Source organism: Microbacterium sp. 71-36 (genome assembly GCF_001898305.1).
Classification (GTDB): domain Bacteria; phylum Actinomycetota; class Actinomycetes; order Actinomycetales; family Microbacteriaceae; genus Microbacterium.
Map to the genome: position 1 here is coordinate 779,605 of NZ_MKTP01000001.1, position 21,537 is coordinate 801,141.

Sequence of the window (21,537 nt, forward strand, 5' to 3'; positions counted from 1 at the left end):
CACCGCCCTTCGGCGCCGTCGCCGAAACGCGGACGTAACGCCGGCTCCCTACGGTGTACGAACCCGTCCCCACATCCCCCGAGGAGGCACAGTATGCGATCGATGGTCCCGCTTTCTTTCGAGACCGACCCGTGGCGCGCCCTCCTCTCGCGGGATGACATCCGCATGGTGGACGGCATCCTGCACGTCGTCGACGACACCCGCACCCCCGCCGACGCCGAGCGCGACGACCTGCTCACGGTCGCCGCCGCGATCGAGGCGGCAGGTGTTCCGGTCATGCTCGTCCGGGATGCCAACCGCCGACCCAAGATCGTCGTCGACACCGCGCACGCCGACGTCGCCCTGGCGGCTCTGCGCGATCCCGAGCTCGGCCCCGTCTACCTGAAGGCCCGGGGCGAGGAGCCTGTTCCCGCGCACAGCGTCGTCCCGAGCCGCAACGCGGTGGAGGCGTACGCGGTCTTCCGCCCGCGCACCTCGTCCGAGGGCTCCTACCGCTACGGCGCCGCGCTGGCGCCGCGTCTGGAGCTGTGGCGGTTCGGGTCCGAGACCATCGAGGCCCCGCGCCCGAGCGCTCTGACCCGCCGGAAGTTCGCCACGGCCGACCTGGACGTGGTGGAGGTCGAGCGCTACGGCCGTCGGTGGCGCAGCGTGGCGGGCATGTTCGATCCGCACCCGAACGAGTTCACGGAAGACGTCGACATGGTCTTCTCCTGGGTGGACGGGTCCTCCAGCGAGTTCCAGCGTCAGCGCGCCGCGCGCATGAAGGGCTACGTCGTCGGCGACGGCGATGACAACGCGGCTCGCTACCGTCAGGTGGACGAGCTGCGCTACGCCCTGCGCAGCGTCCACATGTACGCCCCGTGGGTGCGTCGCATCTTCATCGCCACGGACTCTCCGACACCCGAATGGTTGGCCGATCACCCGAAGGTCACCATCGTGCGGAGCGAGGAGTTCTTCGCCGACCCGTCGGTCCTCCCCACGCACAACTCGCACGCGGTCGAGGCGCAGCTGCACCGTATCCCCGGCCTCGCCGAGCATTTCCTCTACAGCAACGACGACATGTTCTTCGGCCGTCCGGTCACCCCCGAACTGTTCTTCAGCGGAGCCGGGATCAGTCGGTTCGTTGAGAGCGGCATCCGGATCGGCAGCGGCGCCGCGCACGTCGGCCGTTCCGGCCACGACAACGGGCTGCGCGTGAACCGTGCGCTGCTCGAGGAGAGGTTCGGACGCGTCATCACGCTCGATCTCGAACACTGCGCGACGCCGCTGCGGCGTTCGGTGGCGTACGAACTGGAGCGCGAATTCGCGGAGGACTACGCCCGCACGGCGGCGAGCCGCTTCCGTTCGGCGACCGACATCTCGGTCACCAACAGCCTGTACCACTACTACGCGCTGGCCACCGGGCGGGCCGTCATCACGACCGAGCCGCGGACGCGGTACGTCCAGACCACGCAGTTGGACTCGCTCCGCCGCATGGAGCGTCTCGTCACCGGCCGCGACACCGACATGTTCTGCCTCAACGACGGCAGCGTGCCCGAGATCCCCGAGGAGGTGCGGGTGCCCGCGCTGCGCGCATGCCTCGAACGGTACTTCCCGGTGACCGCGCCGTGGGAGAAGGAACCGGTCAGCGCAGGATCGGCAGCGGCGTCGTCGGCGGTGACACCCGCCCGCTGAGTTCGCTGGCGGTCGGCACGGCGATGCCGGCCGATCGCAGCCGCTCCTGCGACTCGGCGGCGTCGACGTACTGGAGGACCTCCGCGGCGCCGACCGGGACGACCGAGTGCACAACGGTCTCGTCGTACACGTGCACGAGGTTGAAGCCCTGCGCGCCGTCCTGGGGCCGCGTGCCGCCGACGGGCACCATGAGGTCCTGCGTGTAGCAGGTCGCCGAGGCCACCGACACGGGGATCCCGGCGAACGTGGCGAACGTCGAGTAGTGCAGGTGCCCGGCGAGGATCGTGCGCACGTCGGTGCCCCGCAGCACGGCCGCGAGGCTGCGCTGATCGCGCAGTTCGACGGTGGCGGCGAGGTCGAGCACGCTCGGTACCGGCGGGTGGTGCATGGCGAGGATCGTGCCGAGCGGAGCGGGGACCGACAGCACGTCGGCGAGCCATTCGCGCTGCGCGGCGGTGACCTCGCCGTGGTGGAAGCCGGGGACGGTGGTGTCGAGCGTCACGATCCGGAGACCGTTGAGCTCGTCGACGCGGTCCACGGGCGCGGCCGGGTGCCCGTGCTCACCCGGGAGCAGGTGGTGTCGGAACGTCGCGCGGTCGTCGTGGTTGCCCATGACCCAGATGACCGGGGCACCCAGACGCGCCGCCGCGGGCTCGACGATGGCGCGTACGCGGGCGTAGGCGTCGTCCTCCCCGAAGTCGGCGAGGTCGCCCGTGAAGATCAGACCGTCGGGACGGATGCCGGATGCCTCGATCGCCGCGACCGCCTGCGCGAGGTGCGCCTCGGAGTCGACGCGGTCGTACAGCGGGGCACCGCCGGCACGCAGGTGGGTGTCGCTCAGGTGCAGCAGCACGCGTTCGGCACGCGGGTATTCGGCGTAGCGCATCTCGTTCCCTTCGGGTCGTCGGGTGCGACCTCTGACCGGCGTGATGCTCCCGGTTGGGCTGAAATGTTACCGGCATGTTTCGAGAACATGTGATGAACACGGCAAGAAGTTACGTCGCCGCGATCCGCACGAGGCACCCGCAACAGTCGCCTGAACCCGCCGCGAAGGGACGGATCGTGGCGACTCGCGCAACGAGACGGTCAGCCGCGGGCGATGCGCACGAAGTCGTCGATGGACAGCTGCTCACCTCGGAGCGTCGGGTCGACGCCCGCCGCCTCCAGAGCCTCGGATGCCGCGGCGGCGGACCCGCCGAGCACGCTCGACAGCGCCTGCCGCAGCATCTTGCGGCGCTGCTGGAAGGCGGCATCCACGATCGTGAAGGTCCGGCGCCGGAGTTCTTCGTCGCCGCGGGGCTCGGCATCCCGTTCGAATCCGACCAGGACGCTGTCGACGTTCGGCACCGGCCAGAACACCTGGCGCGAGACCGTTCCAGCCAGGCGCCACGGGCCGTACCACGCGGCTTTGACGCTCGGAGCGCCGTACACCTTCGACCCGGGAGGGGCGGCGAGGCGCTCCCCCACCTCGGCCTGGACCATGACCACGCCGCGCTGCAAGAACGGGAACGTCTCGAGGAAATGCAGCAGGACGGGAACCGAGACGTTGTACGGCAGGTTGGCGACCAGCACCTCGGGAGAGCCGGGCAGCTCGCGCACCTGCAGGGCGTCGGCGTCGATCACGCTCAGCCGATCCGCCGGAACGCCGTGGGCGGCCGCCGTGTCCGGCAGGCGCGCCGCGAGGCGGTGGTCGATCTCGACGGCGAGCACGGAGGCGCCCGTCTCGAGGATCGCCAGGGTCAGCGATCCGAGCCCCGGCCCGATCTCGACCACACGATCGGATGCCACGACCTTCGCCGCCTGGACGATCTTGCGGACCGTGTTGGCGTCGACGACGAAGTTCTGGCCCAGCTTCTTGGTCGGTGTGATGTCGAGGTCGGCGGCGAGCCGGCGGATCTCGGAGGCACCGAGGAGCGAAACGGGCATTGTTCCACTGTAACCAGGGCGACCGCCAGCCGCCGCCTCCCGGTACCGGCGGGAGTAGCGTGGATGGGTGAGCCAGACGCAGTCGATTCCCGCCAACGCCTTCACCCTCCGCGGTCCCTACGGGCGACGAGCGGTCGGTCTTTCCCTCGCCGCGGCGGTCGGCGGTTTCCTCTTCGGGTTCGACTCGTCCGTCATCAACGGAGCAGTGGATGCCGTCCAGGGCAACTTCGAACTGAGTCAGGTCCTCACCGGTTTCGTCGTCGCCGTCGCCCTGCTCGGGTGCGCGGTGGGTGCCGTGATCGCCGGCGCGCTGTCGGACCGCTGGGGCCGGTTGAAGGTCATGCTGCTGGGCGCCGTGCTGTTCTTCGTCTCGTCGATCGGTGCCGCCCTGACCTTCAGCGTCCCCGATCTCATCCTGTGGCGCGTGCTGAGCGGCCTCGGTATCGGCATCGCCTCGGTCGTCGCCCCGGCATACATCGCGGAGGTCGCCCCGCGCCAGATCCGCGGCTCGCTCGCCTCGCTGCAGCAGCTCGCGATCACGCTCGGCATCTTCGGGGCGCTGCTCTCCGACGCCCTCCTCGCCACTTCCGCCGGCGGAGCGGCGAACCAGCTGTGGCTGGGCATGGAGGCCTGGCGCTGGATGTTCCTCGTCGGCGTCGTCCCCGCCGCCGTCTACGGCATCCTCTCGTTCACCGTTCCCGAGTCTCCCCGGTACCTGCTCGCGAAGGGACGCAAGGACGAGGCGCGCGCGATCTTCTCGCGCCTCGTGCCGCCGGCCGACCTCGACAAGACCATGAACGAGCTCTCGAGCGCCATCGAGACCGACCGGAAGAACAAGAACGTGTCCCTGCGGGGGCCGGTGCTCGGACTCCAGGGAATCGTCTGGACCGGCATCCTGCTCTCGATGTTCCAGCAGTTCGTGGGCATCAACGTGATCTTCTACTACTCCACGACGCTGTGGAAGGCGGTCGGGTTCGACGAGAGCAACTCGCTGCTGATCTCGGTGATCACCTCGGTGACCAACGTCGTCGTCACGTTCGTCGCGATCTTCCTGGTCGACCGGGTCGGCCGGAAGCCCATCCTCCTGACCGGTTCGGTGCTGATGACCGTGTCGTTGGCCGCGATGGCACTGTCGTTCACCTTCGCCCAGGGAAGCGGCGACGACGTCGCGCTCCCCGCTCCGTGGGGCGGGATCGCCCTCGTCGCCGCCAACATCTTCGTCATCGGCTTCGGCGCCTCGTGGGGTCCGCTGGTGTGGGTGCTGCTCGGCGAGATCTTCCCCAGCCGCATCCGCGGCAAGGCCCTCGGCGTCGCCGCCGGTGCGCAGTGGATCGCCAACTTCGCGATCACCGTGTCGTTCCCCGCGATGGCCGGCTGGTCGCTGCCGCTCACCTACGGCATGTACGCGCTGTTCGCGGCACTGTCGTTCCTCTACGTCGCGTTGCGCATCCCGGAGACGAAGGGCATGGAACTCGAGCAGACCGAGACGCTCTTCGTCCGCAAGGACAAGAGCAAGGCCCGAGAACGGACGGAGGCCGGCACCCTGCGGGGTGCCGGCCTCCGTCGTGTTCGGCGCCGGCGCAACCTCCGCGATCCGCGCAAGCTCAGCGGCATCTGCCGCGGGCGGACTGAAGTTACGCAGATCCGTGAGCGAGTGCCGCAGACTCCAGGGCGTTCATACGCCGGCGCGAATCACTGAGCCGGCACCCCGGGTCAGAACTCCCCGTAGACCTCGAGGGTGTTCGCGGCGACCTGGGCGGCGAGCTCGTCGGCATCCGTTCCGAGTTCGGCCGCCAGGAAGCGGAGCGTCACCGGGATGAGGTACGGCGCGTTCGGACGGCCTCGGTACGGCGCGGGCGTCAGGAACGGGGCGTCGGTCTCGACGAGGATCCGTTCGCGCGGGGTCACGGCGAGGGCGTCGCGCAGGTTCTGCGCGTTCTTGAACGTGACGTTGCCCGCGAACGAGAGGTAGTACCCGCGGTCGGCCGCGATGCGCGCCATGTCGGCGTCGCCGGAGAAGCAATGGAACACCGTCTTCTCGGGGGCGCCGACACGCTCGAGCGTCTCGAGCACGGCGTCATGGGCGTCGCGATCGTGGATCTGCATCGCGATGCCGTGCTTCTTCGCCAGGGCGATGTGCGCTTCGAACGAGTACCGCTGGGCCGGGATGCCGTCGGCCTCGGTCCGGAAGAAGTCCAGGCCCGTCTCGCCGATGGCCCGCACGCGCGGTTCGGCCGCGAGCTCGTCGATGACCGCGATCGCGGCATCCAGCTCGCCGGCGACGGCGTACGCGGGGGCCTCGTTCGGATGGATCGCGACGGCGGCGAGCACGCGCGGGTGGGTCGTCGCCGCCCACGCGGACCACCGGGAGGAGTCGACGTCTCCCCCGGCCTGGACGACGCCGTGCACGCCGACGGCCAGCGCGCGTTCCAGCTGCTCGTCGAGCGAGAGACCGGTCTCGCCGTCCTCGATCTCGAGGTGCGTGTGGTTGTCGTAGACGGGGATGCCGAGCGGCTCGGGCGCGGGCGGGTAGCTCACGTCGCGGCGGCCATCGGCGGACCGCTCGCGCACGTACTGGCTGGGATCGCCGCCCTCGATCGTGCCGCGGGGACGCTCGACGGGCGTGCTCATGCCTGCTCGACGCGCGGGAACAGCGGCGACAGGCCGTTCACCGACGTGCCGGGGCGCAGCACGCCCCAGGCGCCGGCCTCGCGGAGCGGCTGGTCCTGCAGGCGCCCGATGCTCTCAGCGGCGCCCAGCGCGACCCAGAGCTTCTCGGTCGCGACCGGCATGACCGGCGACAGCAGCACGGCGAGGGCGCGCAGCCCCTCGGCGGCCGTGTACAGGACCGTGCCGAGGCGCTCGCGCTTCGCGTCATCCTTCGCGAGGGCCCACGGCTCGTTCTCGGTGATGTACTGGTTCAGCGCGTCGACGATCGTCCAGATCGCGTCGATCGCCTCGTCGATGCGGAACCGCTCGATCGCCGCGTCCGCGTTCGTCGCGGCCTCCGCCACCGTCTTCTGGATCGCGAGGTCGGCCTCGGTGTACTCCCCCGCCGGCGGCACGATCCCCTCGAAGTACCGCTCGATCATCGCGATCGACCGGGATGCCAGGTTGCCGAAGCCGTTGGCGAGTTCGGCCTGGTAGCGGGCCGAGAGGTCTTCCCACGAGAACGACCCGTCCTGGCCGAATGCGATCGCGGACAGGAAGTAGAAGCGGTACGCGTCGGAGCCGAAGACGTCGGTGATCTCGGTCGGTGCGATACCGGTGAGCTTGGACTTCGACATCTTCTCGCCGCCGACCAGAAGCCAGCCGTGCGCGAAGACGCCGCGGGGCACCTCGAGCCCCGCCGCCATCAGCATCGCGGGCCAGATCACGGCGTGGAAACGCAGGATGTCCTTGCCCACCACGTGGTACGCCGGCCAGCGGCGCGCGAACTCGTCGGGGTCGCTGCCGTAGCCGACCGCCGTGGCGTAGTTCAGCAGCGCGTCCACCCAGACGTAGATGACGTGCGAGTCGTCCCACGGCACCTGGATGCCCCAGTCGAACGTCGACCGCGAGATCGACAGGTCTTTGAGCCCGTTCTTCACGAACGACACGACCTCGTTGCGCGCCGAGTCGGGGCGCACGAAGTCGGGCACGGAGCGGTAGAGCTCGAGCAGCGGCTCCTGGAACTCGCTGAGCTTGAAGAAGTAGTTCTTCTCCTGCAGCAGCTCGAGAGGCTTGGAGTGGATCGCGCAGACCTTCAGCCCCTCGAACGGACCCTCGCCGTCGACGATCTCGGCCTCGGTCTTGAACTCCTCGCAACCGACGCAGTACAGCGCCTCGAACTCGCCCGCGTAGATGTATCCGCGGTCGTACAGCGCCTGCACGAACTTCTCGACGCGCTCCTCGTGGCGCGGCTGGCTCGTGCGGATGAAGTCGTCGTTGGCGACGTCGAGGGTCTTCAGCAGCGGGAACCACGACTCGCTCACGAGCTTGTCGACCCACTCCTGCGGCGTGTGGTTGTTCGCGGCGGCGGCGCGCATCATCTTCTGGCCGTGCTCGTCGGTGCCCGTCAGCATCCAGGTGTCGTCACCGGACTGCCGGTGCCACCGCGCGAGCGCGTCCACCGCCACCGTCGTGTAGCCGTGCCCGATGTGGGGCACGTCGCTGGGGTAGTAGATCGGCGTGGTGATGTAGAACGAACGACCGGAAGTCACCCCAGGATTCTACGGGGGTGACGCCGGGGCGCCGGTCGGTGTGACGCGTCAGCGCTTGACCGCGAGCGCGGCCTGGTACAGCTCGCGCGAGGAGTGCCCCGTGAGGGAGGCGACCTCGGCGGCGGCCTCCTTGAGCCGCGCGCCGTCGCGCACCAGTTCGAGCACCTGGGTCACGGCATCCGGGAACACCACCTCGCGTGCCGACGAGCCGCCGACGACGATCGCGATCTCGCCGCGCACGCCCTCGGCCGCCCAGGTGGCGAGCTCCGCCAGACTGCCGCGCCGAACCTCTTCGTGGAGCTTCGTCAGCTCGCGGCACACGGCGGCGGGGCGGTCGGCGCCGAACGCCGCGGCGAGGTCGTCGAGAGTGGATGCCAACCGCGACGGCGACTCGAAGAACACCAGGGTGCGGGTCTCGGCGGCGAGCTCGGCGAAGGCCCGCCGACGCTCGCCGGGCTTGCGACGCGGGAAGCCCTCGAAGGCGAAACGGTCGGTCGGGAGGCCGGCGACGGCCAGGGCGGTCACGACGGCGCTCGGGCCGGGGATCGCGGTGACCGTGACGCCCGCCGCCGCCGCGGCGGCGACGAGCCCGTAGCCGGGGTCGCTGACGGTCGGCATCCCGGCGTCGCTCAGCACGAGGAGGTCGTCGTCGCGCGCGAGTCCGACGAGTTCGGCGGCCCGTTCCTTCTCGTTGTGGTCGTGCAGCGCGATCAGGCGCGGCCGGTTCTCGACGCCAAGTCCGGCGAGCAGGCGCTGCGTGGTGCGGGTGTCCTCGGCGGCGACCACCGTGGCGTTCTCGAGCGCCTCGACGAGCCGCCGCGAGGCATCGCCCAGGTTGCCGATGGGGGTCGCCGCGAGGATGATCACCGCCCCACCTTATGCTGGGGGCCGTGACCGCCGTCCCCTCGCTGATCCCCTCGGACGAACGGACGCGCCTGGACCGCTGGCGCGACAGTCTCCTGGCGGATCCCCGGCGGACGCGCGTCTGGCGGTGGCTCGCCCCCACCCTCATCACCCTCTTCGCCTTCGTGCTGCGCCTGGTGAACGTCGGCGACCCGCACGCGCTCGTGTTCGACGAGACGTACTACGTCAAGGACTCGTGGAGCCAGTGGCTGCTCGGTTTCCCGTCGGAGTGGCCCGGGGGCGCCGACGAGCGCTTCGTCGCGGGCGAGACGGACTTCTTCACCGGCGTCGGAAGCTACGTGGTGCACCCGCCGCTCGGGCGCTTCTTCATCGGCGCCGGGATGGCGCTGTTCGGAGCCGACTCCGCGACCGGATGGCGTATCGCCGCGGTGGTGTTCGGCACGGGCATCGTGCTGCTGGTGTACCTGTTCGCGAAGACGCTCACCGGTTCGCTCGTCTTCGCGTCCGTGGCCTCCGGACTGATGGCGATCGACGGGCTCGGGATCGTGCTGAGCCGCGTGGCGCTGCTCGATGTCTTCCTGACCTTCTTCATCGTGCTGGCGCTGTGGTTCGTGGCGCTGGATCGTCGGGCCGCGCTCTCCCGCTGGGCCGCCCGAGCACCGGGCGAGACGACGTGGGGTCCGGTCTTCTGGAACCGGCCGTGGCTCCTCGCGGCCGGTGCCGCGGCGGGCGCGGCGACCGCCGTGAAGTGGTCGGGGCTCTACGTCATCGCCGGAATCGGCGTCTACGTCGTGATCGAGGACGCCCTGGCCCGCCGCCGCGCCGGGATCGCGCAGTGGCCGATGGACGCGGCGCGCCAGGGCCTCGTGTCGTTCGTCCTCCTCGTGCCCGTCGCCGTCGTCGTGTACCTGGCGAGCTGGGCGGGCTGGCTCTTCACCGACGGCGGCTACGACCGGCACGTTCTCGACGCGAGCCCCGCGACCGGTTTCTGGTCGTGGGTGCCGCTGCCGCTGCAGAACCTGTGGGCGTACCACCAGTCGATGTACGCGTTCCACGTCGGGCTGTCCACGCCGCACTCGTACGCGAGTCCCGCGTGGCAGTGGCCGATGATGATCCGCCCCACCTCGATGTACTGGCACCAGGACGACTTCGGGGTGAACGGATGCCAGCTCCCCGGCGGCTGCACCGAGGCCGTCTCGAGCATCGACAACCCGCTGCTGTGGTGGGCGGGCATCGCCGCCTCGGTCTACCTGCTGGTGCGGTTCGTGATGCTCCGCGACGGGCGACACGGCCTCGTCCTCCTGGGGCTGGCCGCGACCTACGTGCCCTGGTTGCTGTACCCCGAGCGGACGATCTTCCAGTTCTACACGGTCGCGATGGTGCCCTTCCTCGTGCTCGCGCTCACCTTCGCCCTGCGTGACCTGGCCCGCGGGCCGAGGTCGATGACCCGCGCCGCCGGGCAGGCGTGGGTCGTGGTGTTCCTGGCCGTGTGCGTGCTGCTGTCGGCGTTCTGGTATCCCGTGTGGACGGGCCTGCCGGTGCCGTACGAATTCTGGCGCCTGCACAACTGGCTGCCGACCTGGATCTGATCCGGGTGCGGGGGTCCGTGTCTCAGCGGAACATCATCTTCTCGTAGAGCGTCCGGCCGCTGACCCGGTCGACGAGGTCGCCCAGACGGATGTCGAGGTCGGCGTCGGCGGTGAAGTCGTAGTACTCCGGGTGCTCGCCGGCGTGCAGCACGGCCGACAGGGGGCCGCGATGCCCGCGCATGTCGAGCGCCTCGATCAACCGCGGGTCGGTCACGGTGAGGGCGATACGGTCGTCGCCGCGCTCCCACGTCCATTCCAGGCGCGTCGGATACGTCTGATGCCCGGGGCCCTCGACCTCGCCGCTGGTGGCGAGCCTCAGCGGCAAGAGGTCGTCGGTGAGGATCTCGTCGCCGCGGGCGAGGAAGAACGTGGGGATCTGGATCTGCCCGAGCCCGAAGAGCCCCTTCGTGGTCATTCGGACGTAGACGAGCGTGTAATCGCCGATGTGCGCACGACCCCAGAACCAGTGGTCGAGGAAGGACCCCATCAGGTGGTTGCCCCAGTTGTGGTCGTGGTAGGCGGTGCCACGGAGCGACACGGTGGTGCCGCTCTCGGTGATGCTCGCCTCCACGGTGCCGTACGGCACCGGCACGACCCACGCGAGGTAGTGCGTCTTCGCCGCGTCGAAGAACGTGATGCCCGCGCCCGGACGCCACGAGGGTGCGTGCCGATGGATCGTCACGTCCGCACTCAGGCCGTCCACCTCGAGATGGAGACGGTAGGTGTCGAGGTCGCCCGTGACGGTGTTCGGTCCGATGCGCACGTCGCACTTCTCGGTCGACGCGGAGAACGTCTCGGCCGCGAAAACGGGTTCCACGTGCGACCGCGTGCCGTCGGGGTGCTGCCGGATCACGAGGACGGTGGGCGTGAGCGGCCCGCCGGGGTCCGTATGCGGCTTGTTGCAGAACGTCACCACGAGCGTCGAACCGTCGTCGAACTGGCAGTCGAAGTACCACCACTCGAACGTCGAGTCGGCCGCCGCGGCGGCACGGTACCCGTCCTCCCACGGCTCGACCGTGGGTCCGTGGAGACCGAGCGCCCTCATGCCGTCGGCCTGGCCGGCCTGCATCCGGGCGCGGACCTCGGGGGTGTCGGGAATGGCGTGCGCGGACATGGTGCTCCTCCTCGAGCGGTCGGGTATCCCACATCCTGGCCGACCACACGAGCGGGGGCCAGGGGGAAACCCGTCGTCAGATCAGAGCGGCGGGATCGGTCGTCGGCAGGGCGCACGTGAACGCGCGGCAGTCGTAGGCCGTGGTCGCCCCGCCCTGCGCGACCTTGCCCTCGAACAGCGCGAAACCGGCGCGGGCGAAGTCCGCGGCCTGCGCGGGCGTGACGACGGCGACGACATCGGCCGCGACCCGCCGGGCGGCGTCGGCGAGAGCGGCATCCGTCTCGCCCACCACGACCACCTGACGCGGGGGCGTCGCGAGGCCGAGGGCGACCTCGAGGATCGCGCCGTACGCGAGCGGCGCGGCGAGCGCGGCGGGAGCGGCGGCACGGACGAGCGTCTCCGCCGCCTCGCGATAGCCCTCCCCCGCCCCGAGACGCCACAGATCGAGCGCTGCGGCGGCGAACGCCGACGGACCCGACGGCGCGGCCCCGTCGCTCGGGACGCCCTGCGGCTGCATGCCCTGGAGGGCCAGCACCGGGTCGCCGCCCCCGGGCGTGCGGATGCCGTCGGTCGACAGGCACGCGTCGACCAGGGCCCGCGCGCGCTCGGCGTACGCGACCTCGCCGGTGACGCGACCGAGGGCGAGCAGTCCGCGGGCGAGACCGCCGTAGTCCTCCAGCGTCGCGGGAGCCGCGGAGCGGATCTCGTCGAGCGAGGCGCGGCGGAGGGTGCCGTCGTCGGCGACGTTGGCCTCGAGAACGGCGTCGGCGGCCCAGCGCGCGGCCTCGACGAACCGCGGGTCGGTTCGGGCGCCGGCGGCGGCGAGCGCCGCGATGGCGTGCCCGTTCCAGCCGGTGACGACCTTGGCATCCAGGGCGGGCGGCGCGAGGGCGGCGCGGTCGGCGGTGCGGTAGTAGCCGCCCTCGGAGCGCTGCCCGTCGATGACCGACTCGGAGTCCTGCGCGGCGGCGATCCCCCCGGACGGGAGCTGCAGCACGTCGACGAGGAACCCCGCGGTCTCGGCGGCGGTCGCGTCGTCGCCCGCGGCGAGGGCGACCTCGATCAGCCCGGCGTTGTCGGTGAGCATCCGCTCGTAGTGCGGGACGGTCCAGTCGCGCCGCGTGGCGTACCGGAAGAACCCGCCCTCGACGGCATCACGCAGCTCCGAGGTCGTCATCGCGGTCAGAGCACGGGATGCCACACCCGCGGCGCCAGGGACGAGGGACGCCAGCGCGGGGTGCTGCAGCAGCCGCAGGACCGGGGTGTTCGGGAACTTCGGGGAGTCGAGGGACGCGCCGGCGGCGAACCCGCCGAACTCGCGATCCTCGCGGGACACGACGTCGGCGACGGCGGCCGCCAGAACCTCGCCGGAGGGGATCGCGTCGGCGGCGGCAGGGGCCGCGGACGCGAGCGCTTCGCGGAGCGAGGCACCGGTGGCATCCACTTCTCCCCGACGCTCGGTCCACGCCTCGCGGACCGCGGCGAGCACCTGCCGGAACGACGGCAGCTGACCGCGAGGCGCGGGCGGGAAGTACGTGCCGGCGTAGAAGATGCGCCCCTCGGGGGTGGCGAACGCCGTGAGCGGCCAGCCGAGGTGGGGCGTGAACGCGGAGGCGGCGTCGAGGTAGGCCGCGTCGACGTCGGGATGCTCCTCGCGGTCGACCTTGATCGCCACGAACCCGTCGTTGACGAGGGCGGCGGTCTCGGCATTCTGGAACGACTCCCGCGCCATCACGTGGCACCAGTGGCAGGTGCTGTAGCCGATCGAGACGAGCACGGGCACATCGCGCTCAGCCGCGACGGCGAACGCCTCGGGCCCCCACGGGAACCACGCGACGGGATTGTCAGCGTGGGCCCGCAGGTAGGGGCTCGAGGCGTTCGCGAGGCGGTTCAGTTCAGCGACCCGTCACTCGACGTCGTCGGGGTGCGAGCCGACGCGGCCGGAACCGTCGCCCGGGTCGACTGCGTCGATCGCGGCCATCTCGTCGGCGGAGAGCTCGAAATCGAACAGGTCGAAGTTCTCTTCCAGGCGCTCGCGGCGCACCGACTTCGGGAAGACGATGAGGCCGTGCTGGATGTGCCAGCGCAGCACCGCCTGCGCGGGGCTCTTGCCGTGGGCCTCGGCCGCGTCCTTGATCGCGGGGATCTCGAACAGGTCGTACTTGCCCTGGCCGAGCGGGCCCCACGACTCGATGTGCATGTCGTGCTCGGCGCCCCACGCACGGATCTCGCGCTGGCTGAGCGCCGGGTGCAGCTCGATCTGGTTGACGACCGGCGTCACCCCCGTCTCGGCGACGATGCGGTCGAGGTGCGGCACGAGGAAGTTCGAGACGCCGATCGAACGCGTCTTGCCCGCCTCGCGGATCTCGATGAGCTTCTGCCACGCGTTGAGGTAGTTGTCGGCCTTCGGGGTCGGCCAGTGCACGAGGTACAGGTCGACGCTGTCGAGGCCGAGCTTCTGCAGGCTCTCGTCGATCGCGGCGTGCGGGTCGTCGCCGTCGTGGCGCGAGTTCCAGAGCTTGGTCGTGACGAAGAGCTCGTCGCGCGGGATGCCGCTGGACGCGATGGCGCGGCCGACGCCCTCTTCGTTCTTGTAGATCGCGGCGGTGTCGATGTGGCGGTAGCCGACCTCGAGGGCCTCGGACACGGCGCGTTCGGCGTCGTCGGCGGGCACGAGGAACACGCCGTAGCCGAGCTGGGGGATGGAGTTTCCGTCATTGAGCTGGACAGAGGGAACGGTCATGGCATTCAGCCTAGAAGCCCCCGCCGACACCGGCTCCGGGGTTGACGCGCTCAGACCGGCGGTGCGGCGCACGCGGCCCGGGCGAGCGCTTCGGCGACCAGACGGACGTTCTCGACGACCGAACCCGCCGTGACGCGGACCCGACCCGTGCCGGGTGCCGGGTCGATCACGAACGGCGATCCGGCGGCGATGCCGATGCCCTCCGCCGCCGCGTGCACGACGGCGGCGCGTTCGTCGCGCACCGGCATCCACAGGTTGATGCCGTCGGGGTCGCCGACGTCGATGCCGAGCCGGCGCAGCGACGCCGCCACACGGTCGAGACGGTCGCGGTAGATGAGGCGCGCGGTTCGCACGGGGGCGGTCGAGCGAGGGTCGGTGAGCAGCTCGTACAGCACCGACTGCAGGAGCCGCGAGGTCCACCCGGGGCCCAGCATGCGGCGGCGCACGACACGGTCGACGATCGCGGAGGGCCCGCCGAGCGCGGCGATGCGGAGGTCGGGGCCGTGCGACTTCGAGAATCCGCGGACGTGGACGACCTGGCCCGGCAGCCAGAGCGCCAGCGTCACCGGCGGAGCGCTCGCGATGAGCGCCGAGTGGTCGTCCTCGATGACCGTGACCCGTGTGCCGCCCGGAACGCTCAGCAGCACGTTCGCGAGCCGCCGGGCCCGCTCCGCCGACATCGACACCCCCGTCGGGTTCTGCGCCCGCGGCTGCAGCAGCACCGCGGAGGGCCCCAGCGCGAGGGCGCGCGCCAGGGATGCCGGCACGACACCGTCCGCGTCGGTCTCGAGCATCACCGGGACGGCTCCCGCCGCTTCGATCAGGTCGAAGAAGTAGGGGAACCCGGGCGATTCCACCGCCACACGGTCGCCGAACCGCACGACCTGGTCGAGAGTGCGGGAGATGCCGTCGAGCGCGCCGTCCACGACGGTCAGCGCCTCGACGCCCCGGACCGGCCACTGATCGCGCAGCACGTCGTGGAGGTCCGGGAGCACCGGCAGGTCGTGATAGCGACCGGTGTCGGCGCGCGGTCGGGCGAGGGCCAGCGCCCGCTCGATCGAGGGCAGCATCGCGGGGTCGGGAGTCCCGAGCGACAGGTCGAGGCGGAGCGCCCGCACATCGCGCCCCGTGCCGAGACCACGCGGCGCACCGGGCACGCGCTCGGCCGACATCCCCTGCACGCGCGGGCTGAGCCACTCGCGTTTCTCGGCGCGGACGAACGTGCCCGCGCGGCCGCGCGAGAGGACGACCCCGGCGTCGGCGAGCGCCCGCCACGCGGTCGCGACCGTGCCGGTGGAGACCTCGAGCGCCGCCGCGACCTGACGCACCGTCGGTAGCCGATCGCCGGGCGGGAGCGTACCGTCACTGACCAAACGCGCGATCTCAGCGGCGAGTCCCGCGGCGGTGCGTTCGACGAGGGTGTCGGGCGCCAGCATCCGGTCCTCCAATTTACGGGGGCGTCACTCGTGGAAATCGTCGAGAAATGTTCAGGCGCGACAGTAACAGAACCGGCGAAGAGCCGGAGGAACGAGGGATCCCGATGACGACGGTGCGCGCAGCGATCACGCAGACCACCTGGACCGGCGACAAGGAGTCGATGCTCGACAAGCACGAGCAGTTCGCCCGGGACGCCGCGGCGCAGGGGGCCGACGTCCTCTGCTTCCAGGAGCTGTTCTACGGCCCCTATTTCGGGATCACCCAGGACCAGAAGTACTACCGGTACGCCGAGCCCGTCGACGGTCCGATCGTGCAGCGCTTCGCCGCGCTCGCGAAGGAGCTGGGGCTCGTCACGGTGCTGCCGATCTACGAAGAGGCCCAGACCGGCGTGTACTACAACACCTCGGTCCTGGTGGATGCCGACGGCACGGTGCTCGGCAGCTACCGCAAGAACCACATCCCGCACCTCGACAAGTTCTGGGAGAAGTTCTACTTCCGCCCCGGAAACCTCGGCTATCCCGTGTTCGACACCGCCGTCGGCAAGGTCGGCATGTACATCTGCTACGACCGGCACTTCCCCGAGGGGTGGCGGGAGCTGGGCCTCAACGGCGCGCACATGGTGTTCAACCCCAACGCCACCAAGCCGGGACTCTCCAACCGCCTCTGGGAGGTCGAGGGCCCGTGCGCCGCGGTCGCCAACGGCTACTTCGTGCTGCAGCCCAACCGCGTCGGCCGCGAGGACAACGAATACGGCGAGGATGCCGTCACCTTCTACGGCACGAGCCAGGTCATCGACCCGCGCGGCAACCACGTGGGCGCCGTGGGCTCGTCGGAGCACGAGGAGATCCTGGTGCGCGACCTCGACATGGATCTCGTGCAGCAGATGCGCGACGACTGGCAGTTCTACCGCGACCGCCGGCCCGACACCTACGGCGAGATCGTGGAGGCCTGAGATGGCGACCACGCTCCTCACCGGCGGCACCGTCGTCTCGGCGACCGGACGCTCCGCCGCCGACGTCCTCCTCGACGGCGAGACCATCGCCGCGGTGCTGCAGCCCGGTTCGACGCTGCTCGGCCATGACCTCGCGGCATCCGTCGATCAGGTCATCGACGCGACCGGGAAGTACGTCATCCCCGGAGGCATCGACGCCCACACCCACATGCAGCTGCCTTTCGGTGGCACGAGCGCGTCGGACACGTTCGAGACCGGCACCCGCGCCGCGGCCTGGGGCGGCACGACGACGATCGTCGACTTCGCCGTGCAGCGCACCGGCGAGCGCGTGCAGGACGGTCTGGCGCACTGGCACGAGCTGGCGGCGGGCAACTGCGCGATCGACTACGGCTTCCACCAGATCGTCGGAGGGGTGGATGCCGACTCCCTCGCGGCCCTGCCCGGCCTCATCGACGAGGGCGTCTCGAGCTTCAAGATGTTCATGGCGTACCCCGGGGTGTTCTACGCCGACGACGCGCAGATCCTCCGCGCGATGCAGGTCGCGGCCGACACGGGGCTCTTGACGATGATGCACGCCGAGAACGGCCCCGTCATCGACGTGCTCGCCGAGCAGCTGATCGAGAAGGGCAAGACGTCCCCGTACTTCCACGGCGTCGCCCGCGCGTGGCAGATGGAGGAGGAGGCCACGCACCGCGCGATCATGCTCTCGAACCTCACCGGCGCGCCGCTGTACGTCGTGCACGTGAGCGCGAAGCAGGCCGTCGAGCAGTTGGCGTGGGCGCGCGACAACGGACAGAACGTGTTCGGCGAGACGTGCCCGCAGTACCTCTACCTGTCGCTCGAAGACCAGCTCGGCGCCTCGAGCGAGGAGTGGGGCGACTTCGAGGGCGCGAAGTGGGTGTGCTCGACACCGCTGCGGTCGAAGCACGAGGGCCACCAGCACCACATGTGGCAGGCGCTGCGCACGAACGACATCCAGATGGTGTCCACCGACCACTGCCCGTTCTGCATGGAAGATCAGAAGACGCTCGGTCAGGGCGACTTCCGCGCGATCCCCAACGGCATCGGCTCGGTCGAGCACCGCATGGACCTCATGTACCAGGGCGTCGTGACGGGGCAGATCACGCTGGAGCGCTGGGTGGAGCTGACCAGCACGACGCCCGCGCGCATGTTCGGCATGTACGGCAAGAAGGGCGTGATCGCGCCCGGCGCCGACGCCGACATCGTCGTCTACGACCCCGCCGGCCACACCTCGATCGGCATGGGCAAGACCCACCACATGAACATGGACCACTCCGCGTGGGAGGGCTTCGAGATCGACGGACACGTCGACACCGTCATCTCGCGCGGCAAGGTCGTCGTCGACGACGGCGCCTACCTCGGCACCAAGGGCGACGGACGCTTCGTCAAGCGCGGCCTGAGCCAGTACCTGGTCTGAGAGGAGACCCCATGGATTTCGGCGTCGTCCTGCAGACCAACCCGCCCGCCGCCCGCACGGTCCAGCTCTCGCAGCTCGCCGAGGCGCACGGCTTCAGCCACGTGTGGACCTTCGACTCGCACCTGCTGTGGCAGGAGCCGTACGTGGTGCACTCGGCGATCCTCGCGGCCACACGACGGGTCACCGTCGGCCCGTTCGTCACGAACCCCGCGACCCGCGACTGGACCGTCACGGCATCCACGTTCGCCACCCTCAACGAGATGTACGGGAACCGCACGATCTGCGGGATCGGCCGCGGCGACTCCGCGGTGCGCGTCACCAACGGTCGTCCCACGACGCTGAAGGCGCTGCGCGAGTCGATCCACGTCATCCGCGAGCTCGGCAACTCCCGCGCGGTGGAGTACAACGGCGCGACGCTGCAGTTCCCGTGGAGCCGCGGGTCGAAGCTGGACGTCTGGGTCGCCGCCTACGGTCCGCTCGCGCTGAAGCTGACGGGTGAGGTCGGCGACGGCTTCATCCTGCAGCTCGCCGACCTCGACATCGCCGAGTGGATGATCGCGACGGTCCGAAAGGCCGCGGAGGACGTGGGCCGCGACCCCGACGAGATCGCGTTCTGCGTCGCCGCCCCCATGTACATCGGCGACGACACCCCCGAGAGCCGCGCGCACATGATCGAGCAGTGCCGCTGGTTCGGCGGCATGGTCGGCAACCACGTCGCGGACATCGTCGCGAAGTACGGCGAGGGCTCCGACGTCCCCGACGCGCTCACGGACTACATCGCGGGACGCACCGGGTACGACTACAACTCGCACGGCAAGAGCAGCAACGACCACGTCGACTTCGTCCCCGATGAGATCGTCGAGCGGTTCTGCGTGCTCGGCACCGCCGAGGAGCACATCGCCAAGCTCGAGAAGCTCCGCGCACTCGGTGTCACGCAGTTCGCCGGCTACCTCCAGCACGACAACAAGGAGGAGACGATGCGGGTCTACGGCGAGACCGTGATCCCCGCCCTCACTCCCCCGGTGACGGCGAAGCGGTGACCGATCAGGCGCTCGCCCCGGGGTCGGTGACGTCGATCGTCCCCGACGACGGGGGGATGCCACGGGGGCGACGCCCTCGCGGTGTCGGCATCGGCCGCGTCGGCTGGGGCGTCGCCGGGGTGGCCGCGGTGGTCGCCGTCTGGGAGCTGTACAAGCTGCTCGGGCCCGCGGACGGCGTCACGGTCGGGGGCGACGGCTCCGCCGGGTCCGGCGTCATCCTCCTCCCCCGCACGCACGACCGGGCCATGCCGCACATGTGGGACATGGTCGCGCGCATGTTCGCGCCGACGAGCGGCGGCGACACCCCGCCGCTGATCGTCTCGGTGCTCGAGGCCGCCGGCACGACGCTGGGTCTCGCGGCCCTCGGGTGGGTCATCGGCGTGGTGGTGGGTGGCATCCTGGGCATCGTCATGCAGCGCTGGCGGCTCGTGGAGTGGGGCCTGCTGCCGTGGATCGTGGTGAGCCAGATCGTGCCGCTCATCGCGTTCGCCCCGGTGGTCAACGCGCTCGGCAACCAGATCGACCGCGCCGGGGTCTTCCCGTGGCCGCAGTGGTTCTCGGTCGCGCTGATCGCCTCGTACCTGGCCTTCTTCCCCGTCGCCATCGGCATGCTGCGCGGCCTCGAAGCCCCCGACGCGCTGCACCTCGACCTGTTCCACGCGGGGGCGGCCGGCTGGTGGTCGACGCTGATCCACCTGCGGCTCCCCGCCGCCGTGCCGCACCTGCTGCCCGCCCTCCGTCTCGCCGCCGCCTCCGCCGTCGTCGGCGCGGTCGTCGCCGAGGTGTCGATCGGGCTGCGCGGCGGGATCGGGCGCATGCTCATCCAGCTCGCCGGTCAAGCCTCGTCCGACCCGGCCGCCCCCTGGGCGCCCACGTTCGGCACCGTCGCCATCGGGCTCGTCGCCGCCGCGGGCGTCGCGCTCATCGGTGCGACCCTGCACCGTTTCCGTCGCGGAGAGGAGATCCGATGACCGCACCCGCCGTCCACGCCGCCGGCGTGGGGAAGGTGTTCCCCTCGACCGGAGGCGAGGTGACCGCACTCACCGGGGTCGACCTCGACGTCGCCGCCGGAGAGTTCGTCTCGCTCATCGGTCCCTCGGGCTGCGGCAAGTCGACGCTGCTGCGCCTCATCGCCGACCTCGACACGCCCAGCGCGGGCGACCTCGCCATCTTCGGCAAGGCCGCACGCCAGGCCCGCATCGACCAGGACTACGGCATCGCGTTCCAGCAGGCGGGCCTGCTGCCCTGGCGCACGGTCGCGGCGAACATCGCGCTGCCGCTCGAACTGCACCGCTGGAGCCGTGCCCGCCGCGACGCCCGCGTCGCCGAACTCGCCGAGCTCGTCGGGCTGTCGGAGTTCGTCGGGCGCTACCCGGACCAGCTGTCCGGCGGCATGCAGCAGCGCGTGGCGATCGCCCGGTCGCTCGCCGCCTCCCCGCAGCTGCTCCTCATGGACGAGCCGTTCGGCGCGCTCGACGAGATGACCCGCGAGCGGCTGCAGACCGAACTCGCGCGCATCGCCGCCGAGACGGGAGCGGCGGTGGTCTTCGTCACCCACTCGATCCCCGAGGCGGTGTTCCTCTCCGACCGCGTCGTCGTGATGAGCCCGCGGCCCGGCCGCATCACCGAGGTCATCGACACCCGCCCCGGACGCCCGCGCGACGAGGCCCTGCGCGAATCGCCCGAGTACTTCACGCGCGTCACCGCCGTGCGCGAGGCGCTCCACGGCGCTCCCCTGCAGCGGGCGAACGAACGATGACCGCCACCCGGCTCCCGTCCTGGCTGCGCGTCGCCGCGCCCGTCGCCGTCGGGCTCCTCGGGCTCGGCGCCTGGTTCGCCTACGTCGCGTCGGGCAGCGCCCCGCGGATGCTCCCCGACCCCGCCGCGATCCTCGGCGAAGGCGTCCAGCGCTTCCCGCTCATCGTGGAGGCCGCGGCGATCACGGGCACCAACGCCCTGGTGGGTCTCGTCGCGGGCACCGTCCTCGCCGTCGCGCTGGCCGCCCTGGCCGCGACCTGGCGCCCCGTCGACGGAATGACGGCGCCGCTGGTCGCCGCGCTCGCCGTCGTGCCGATCGTCGCGATCACCCCGATCCTCAACACGATGTTCGGCGCCTCCAGCCAGTTCGGTCGCGCAGCGGTCGCCGCGATCGCGGCCTTCGTCCCGGTGTTCGTCAACACGCTCCGGGGGCTCCGGCAGACGCGTCCGGTGCAGCGCGACCTCTTCCGCGCGACCGCGGCGTCGGGCGCGCAGACGTTCCGCCTCCTCACCCTCCCCAACGCGCTGCCGTACCTGCTCACCGGCGTCCGCGTCGCCGCCTCGCTCGCGGTGATCTCCGCTCTCGTCGCCGAGTACTTCGGCGGGCCCTCGGACGGCATCGGCACCGCGATCGCCACCTACGCCAAGTCGGGACGCGCGGCCCTCGCCTGGGCGTTCGTGGGCGGCGGCATCGTGATCGGTCTCGTCTTCTTCCTCGTCACCTCGCTGCTCGAACGCGCCGTCGCACGGCGCCTCGGCGCGGGGCGTCCGCCGGCCTGACCGGCATCCCTCCCGTCCGC

The 21,537-nt window shown here is 70.9% G+C and carries 18 protein-coding genes; 9 read left to right on the forward strand and 9 right to left on the reverse strand.

What is annotated here, in order from left to right:
- The first annotated feature begins 93 nt into the window (after positions 1-93).
- Positions 94-1,674, forward strand: coding sequence for a stealth family protein (locus tag BGO45_RS03915; RefSeq protein WP_292691098.1), 1,581 nt, complete (start codon positions 94-96; stop codon positions 1,672-1,674).
- Here BGO45_RS03915 and BGO45_RS03920 read toward each other — a convergent pair.
- Positions 1,625-2,560, reverse strand: a complete 936-nt coding sequence (locus BGO45_RS03920; protein ID WP_292691100.1) for a phosphodiesterase — start codon at positions 2,558-2,560, stop codon at positions 1,625-1,627. The two genes, BGO45_RS03915 and BGO45_RS03920, sit on opposite strands and share 50 nt — an antisense overlap.
- A gap of 200 nt (positions 2,561-2,760) precedes the next feature.
- Positions 2,761-3,600, reverse strand: coding sequence for a 16S rRNA (adenine(1518)-N(6)/adenine(1519)-N(6))-dimethyltransferase RsmA (rsmA, locus tag BGO45_RS03925; protein ID WP_292691101.1), 840 nt, complete (start codon positions 3,598-3,600; stop codon positions 2,761-2,763).
- A 67-nt stretch (positions 3,601-3,667) separates the two neighbouring features.
- Here rsmA and BGO45_RS03930 point away from each other — a divergent pair, with 67 nt between their 5' ends.
- The gene (locus BGO45_RS03930; protein ID WP_292691103.1) at positions 3,668-5,299 is read left to right on the forward strand and encodes a sugar porter family MFS transporter; all 1,632 of its coding nucleotides are present in this window, start codon (positions 3,668-3,670) and stop codon (positions 5,297-5,299) included.
- 14 nt (positions 5,300-5,313) lie between these two features.
- Here BGO45_RS03930 and BGO45_RS03935 read toward each other — a convergent pair whose 3' ends face one another.
- Genes BGO45_RS03935 through rsmI form a run of 3 tightly spaced genes read right to left on the reverse strand, consistent with a single transcriptional unit; the run spans position 5,314 to position 8,669 of the window.
- Positions 5,314-6,231: a TatD family hydrolase gene (locus BGO45_RS03935; RefSeq protein ID WP_292691105.1), complete on the reverse strand. Its 918-nt coding sequence runs from the start codon at positions 6,229-6,231 to the stop codon at positions 5,314-5,316.
- The gene (metG, locus tag BGO45_RS03940) at positions 6,228-7,802 is read right to left on the reverse strand and encodes a methionine--tRNA ligase (RefSeq protein WP_292691107.1); all 1,575 of its coding nucleotides are present in this window, start codon (positions 7,800-7,802) and stop codon (positions 6,228-6,230) included. The genes BGO45_RS03935 and metG overlap by 4 nt, the downstream gene beginning before the upstream one ends.
- A gap of 48 nt (positions 7,803-7,850) precedes the next feature.
- A complete protein-coding gene (rsmI, locus tag BGO45_RS03945) occupies positions 7,851-8,669 on the reverse strand; it encodes a 16S rRNA (cytidine(1402)-2'-O)-methyltransferase (RefSeq protein WP_292691108.1) in 819 nt (272 codons plus the stop codon).
- A gap of 23 nt (positions 8,670-8,692) precedes the next feature.
- On the opposite strand from rsmI, the gene BGO45_RS03950 reads away from it, so the two are divergent.
- A complete protein-coding gene (locus BGO45_RS03950) occupies positions 8,693-10,255 on the forward strand; it encodes a phospholipid carrier-dependent glycosyltransferase (RefSeq protein ID WP_292691110.1) in 1,563 nt (520 codons plus the stop codon).
- A 22-nt stretch (positions 10,256-10,277) separates the two neighbouring features.
- Here the strand turns inward: BGO45_RS03950 and BGO45_RS03955 are convergent, their stop codons facing one another.
- From BGO45_RS03955 to BGO45_RS03970, 4 genes are all read right to left on the reverse strand, one after another.
- Positions 10,278-11,369 carry a hypothetical protein gene (locus BGO45_RS03955; RefSeq protein ID WP_292691111.1) on the reverse strand — a complete coding sequence of 364 codons (1,092 nt, stop codon included), beginning with the start codon at positions 11,367-11,369 and terminating at the stop codon, positions 10,278-10,280.
- Between the two features lie 76 nt (positions 11,370-11,445).
- Entirely contained in the window at positions 11,446-13,263 is a 1,818-nt protein-coding gene (locus BGO45_RS03960; protein WP_292692854.1) for a thioredoxin domain-containing protein, read from the reverse strand.
- A gap of 12 nt (positions 13,264-13,275) precedes the next feature.
- On the reverse strand, positions 13,276-14,112 hold the full coding sequence (locus tag BGO45_RS03965) for an aldo/keto reductase (protein ID WP_292691113.1): 837 nt from the start codon (positions 14,110-14,112) through the stop codon (positions 13,276-13,278).
- A gap of 50 nt (positions 14,113-14,162) precedes the next feature.
- Positions 14,163-15,548: an aminotransferase class I/II-fold pyridoxal phosphate-dependent enzyme gene (locus BGO45_RS03970; RefSeq protein ID WP_292691115.1), complete on the reverse strand. Its 1,386-nt coding sequence runs from the start codon at positions 15,546-15,548 to the stop codon at positions 14,163-14,165.
- Between the two features lie 104 nt (positions 15,549-15,652).
- On the opposite strand from BGO45_RS03970, the gene BGO45_RS03975 reads away from it, so the two are divergent.
- Genes BGO45_RS03975 through BGO45_RS04000 form a run of 6 tightly spaced genes read left to right on the forward strand, consistent with a single transcriptional unit; the run spans position 15,653 to position 21,517 of the window.
- Positions 15,653-16,501: a nitrilase-related carbon-nitrogen hydrolase gene (locus tag BGO45_RS03975; protein ID WP_292691117.1), complete on the forward strand. Its 849-nt coding sequence runs from the start codon at positions 15,653-15,655 to the stop codon at positions 16,499-16,501.
- Between the two features lies 1 nt (position 16,502).
- Positions 16,503-17,939 carry a dihydropyrimidinase gene (hydA, locus tag BGO45_RS03980; protein ID WP_292691119.1) on the forward strand — a complete coding sequence of 479 codons (1,437 nt, stop codon included), beginning with the start codon at positions 16,503-16,505 and terminating at the stop codon, positions 17,937-17,939.
- An 11-nt stretch (positions 17,940-17,950) separates the two neighbouring features.
- Positions 17,951-18,979 carry a TIGR03842 family LLM class F420-dependent oxidoreductase gene (locus BGO45_RS03985; protein ID WP_292691120.1) on the forward strand — a complete coding sequence of 343 codons (1,029 nt, stop codon included), beginning with the start codon at positions 17,951-17,953 and terminating at the stop codon, positions 18,977-18,979.
- Entirely contained in the window at positions 18,976-19,950 is a 975-nt protein-coding gene (locus BGO45_RS03990) for an ABC transporter permease subunit (RefSeq protein WP_292691121.1), read from the forward strand. The genes BGO45_RS03985 and BGO45_RS03990 overlap by 4 nt, the downstream gene beginning before the upstream one ends.
- Positions 19,947-20,738 carry an ABC transporter ATP-binding protein gene (locus BGO45_RS03995; protein WP_292691123.1) on the forward strand — a complete coding sequence of 264 codons (792 nt, stop codon included), beginning with the start codon at positions 19,947-19,949 and terminating at the stop codon, positions 20,736-20,738. Before BGO45_RS03990 ends, BGO45_RS03995 begins: the two co-directional genes overlap by 4 nt.
- A complete protein-coding gene (locus BGO45_RS04000) occupies positions 20,735-21,517 on the forward strand; it encodes an ABC transporter permease (protein ID WP_292691125.1) in 783 nt (260 codons plus the stop codon). The genes BGO45_RS03995 and BGO45_RS04000 overlap by 4 nt, the downstream gene beginning before the upstream one ends.
- Positions 21,518-21,537 lie beyond the last annotated feature (20 nt).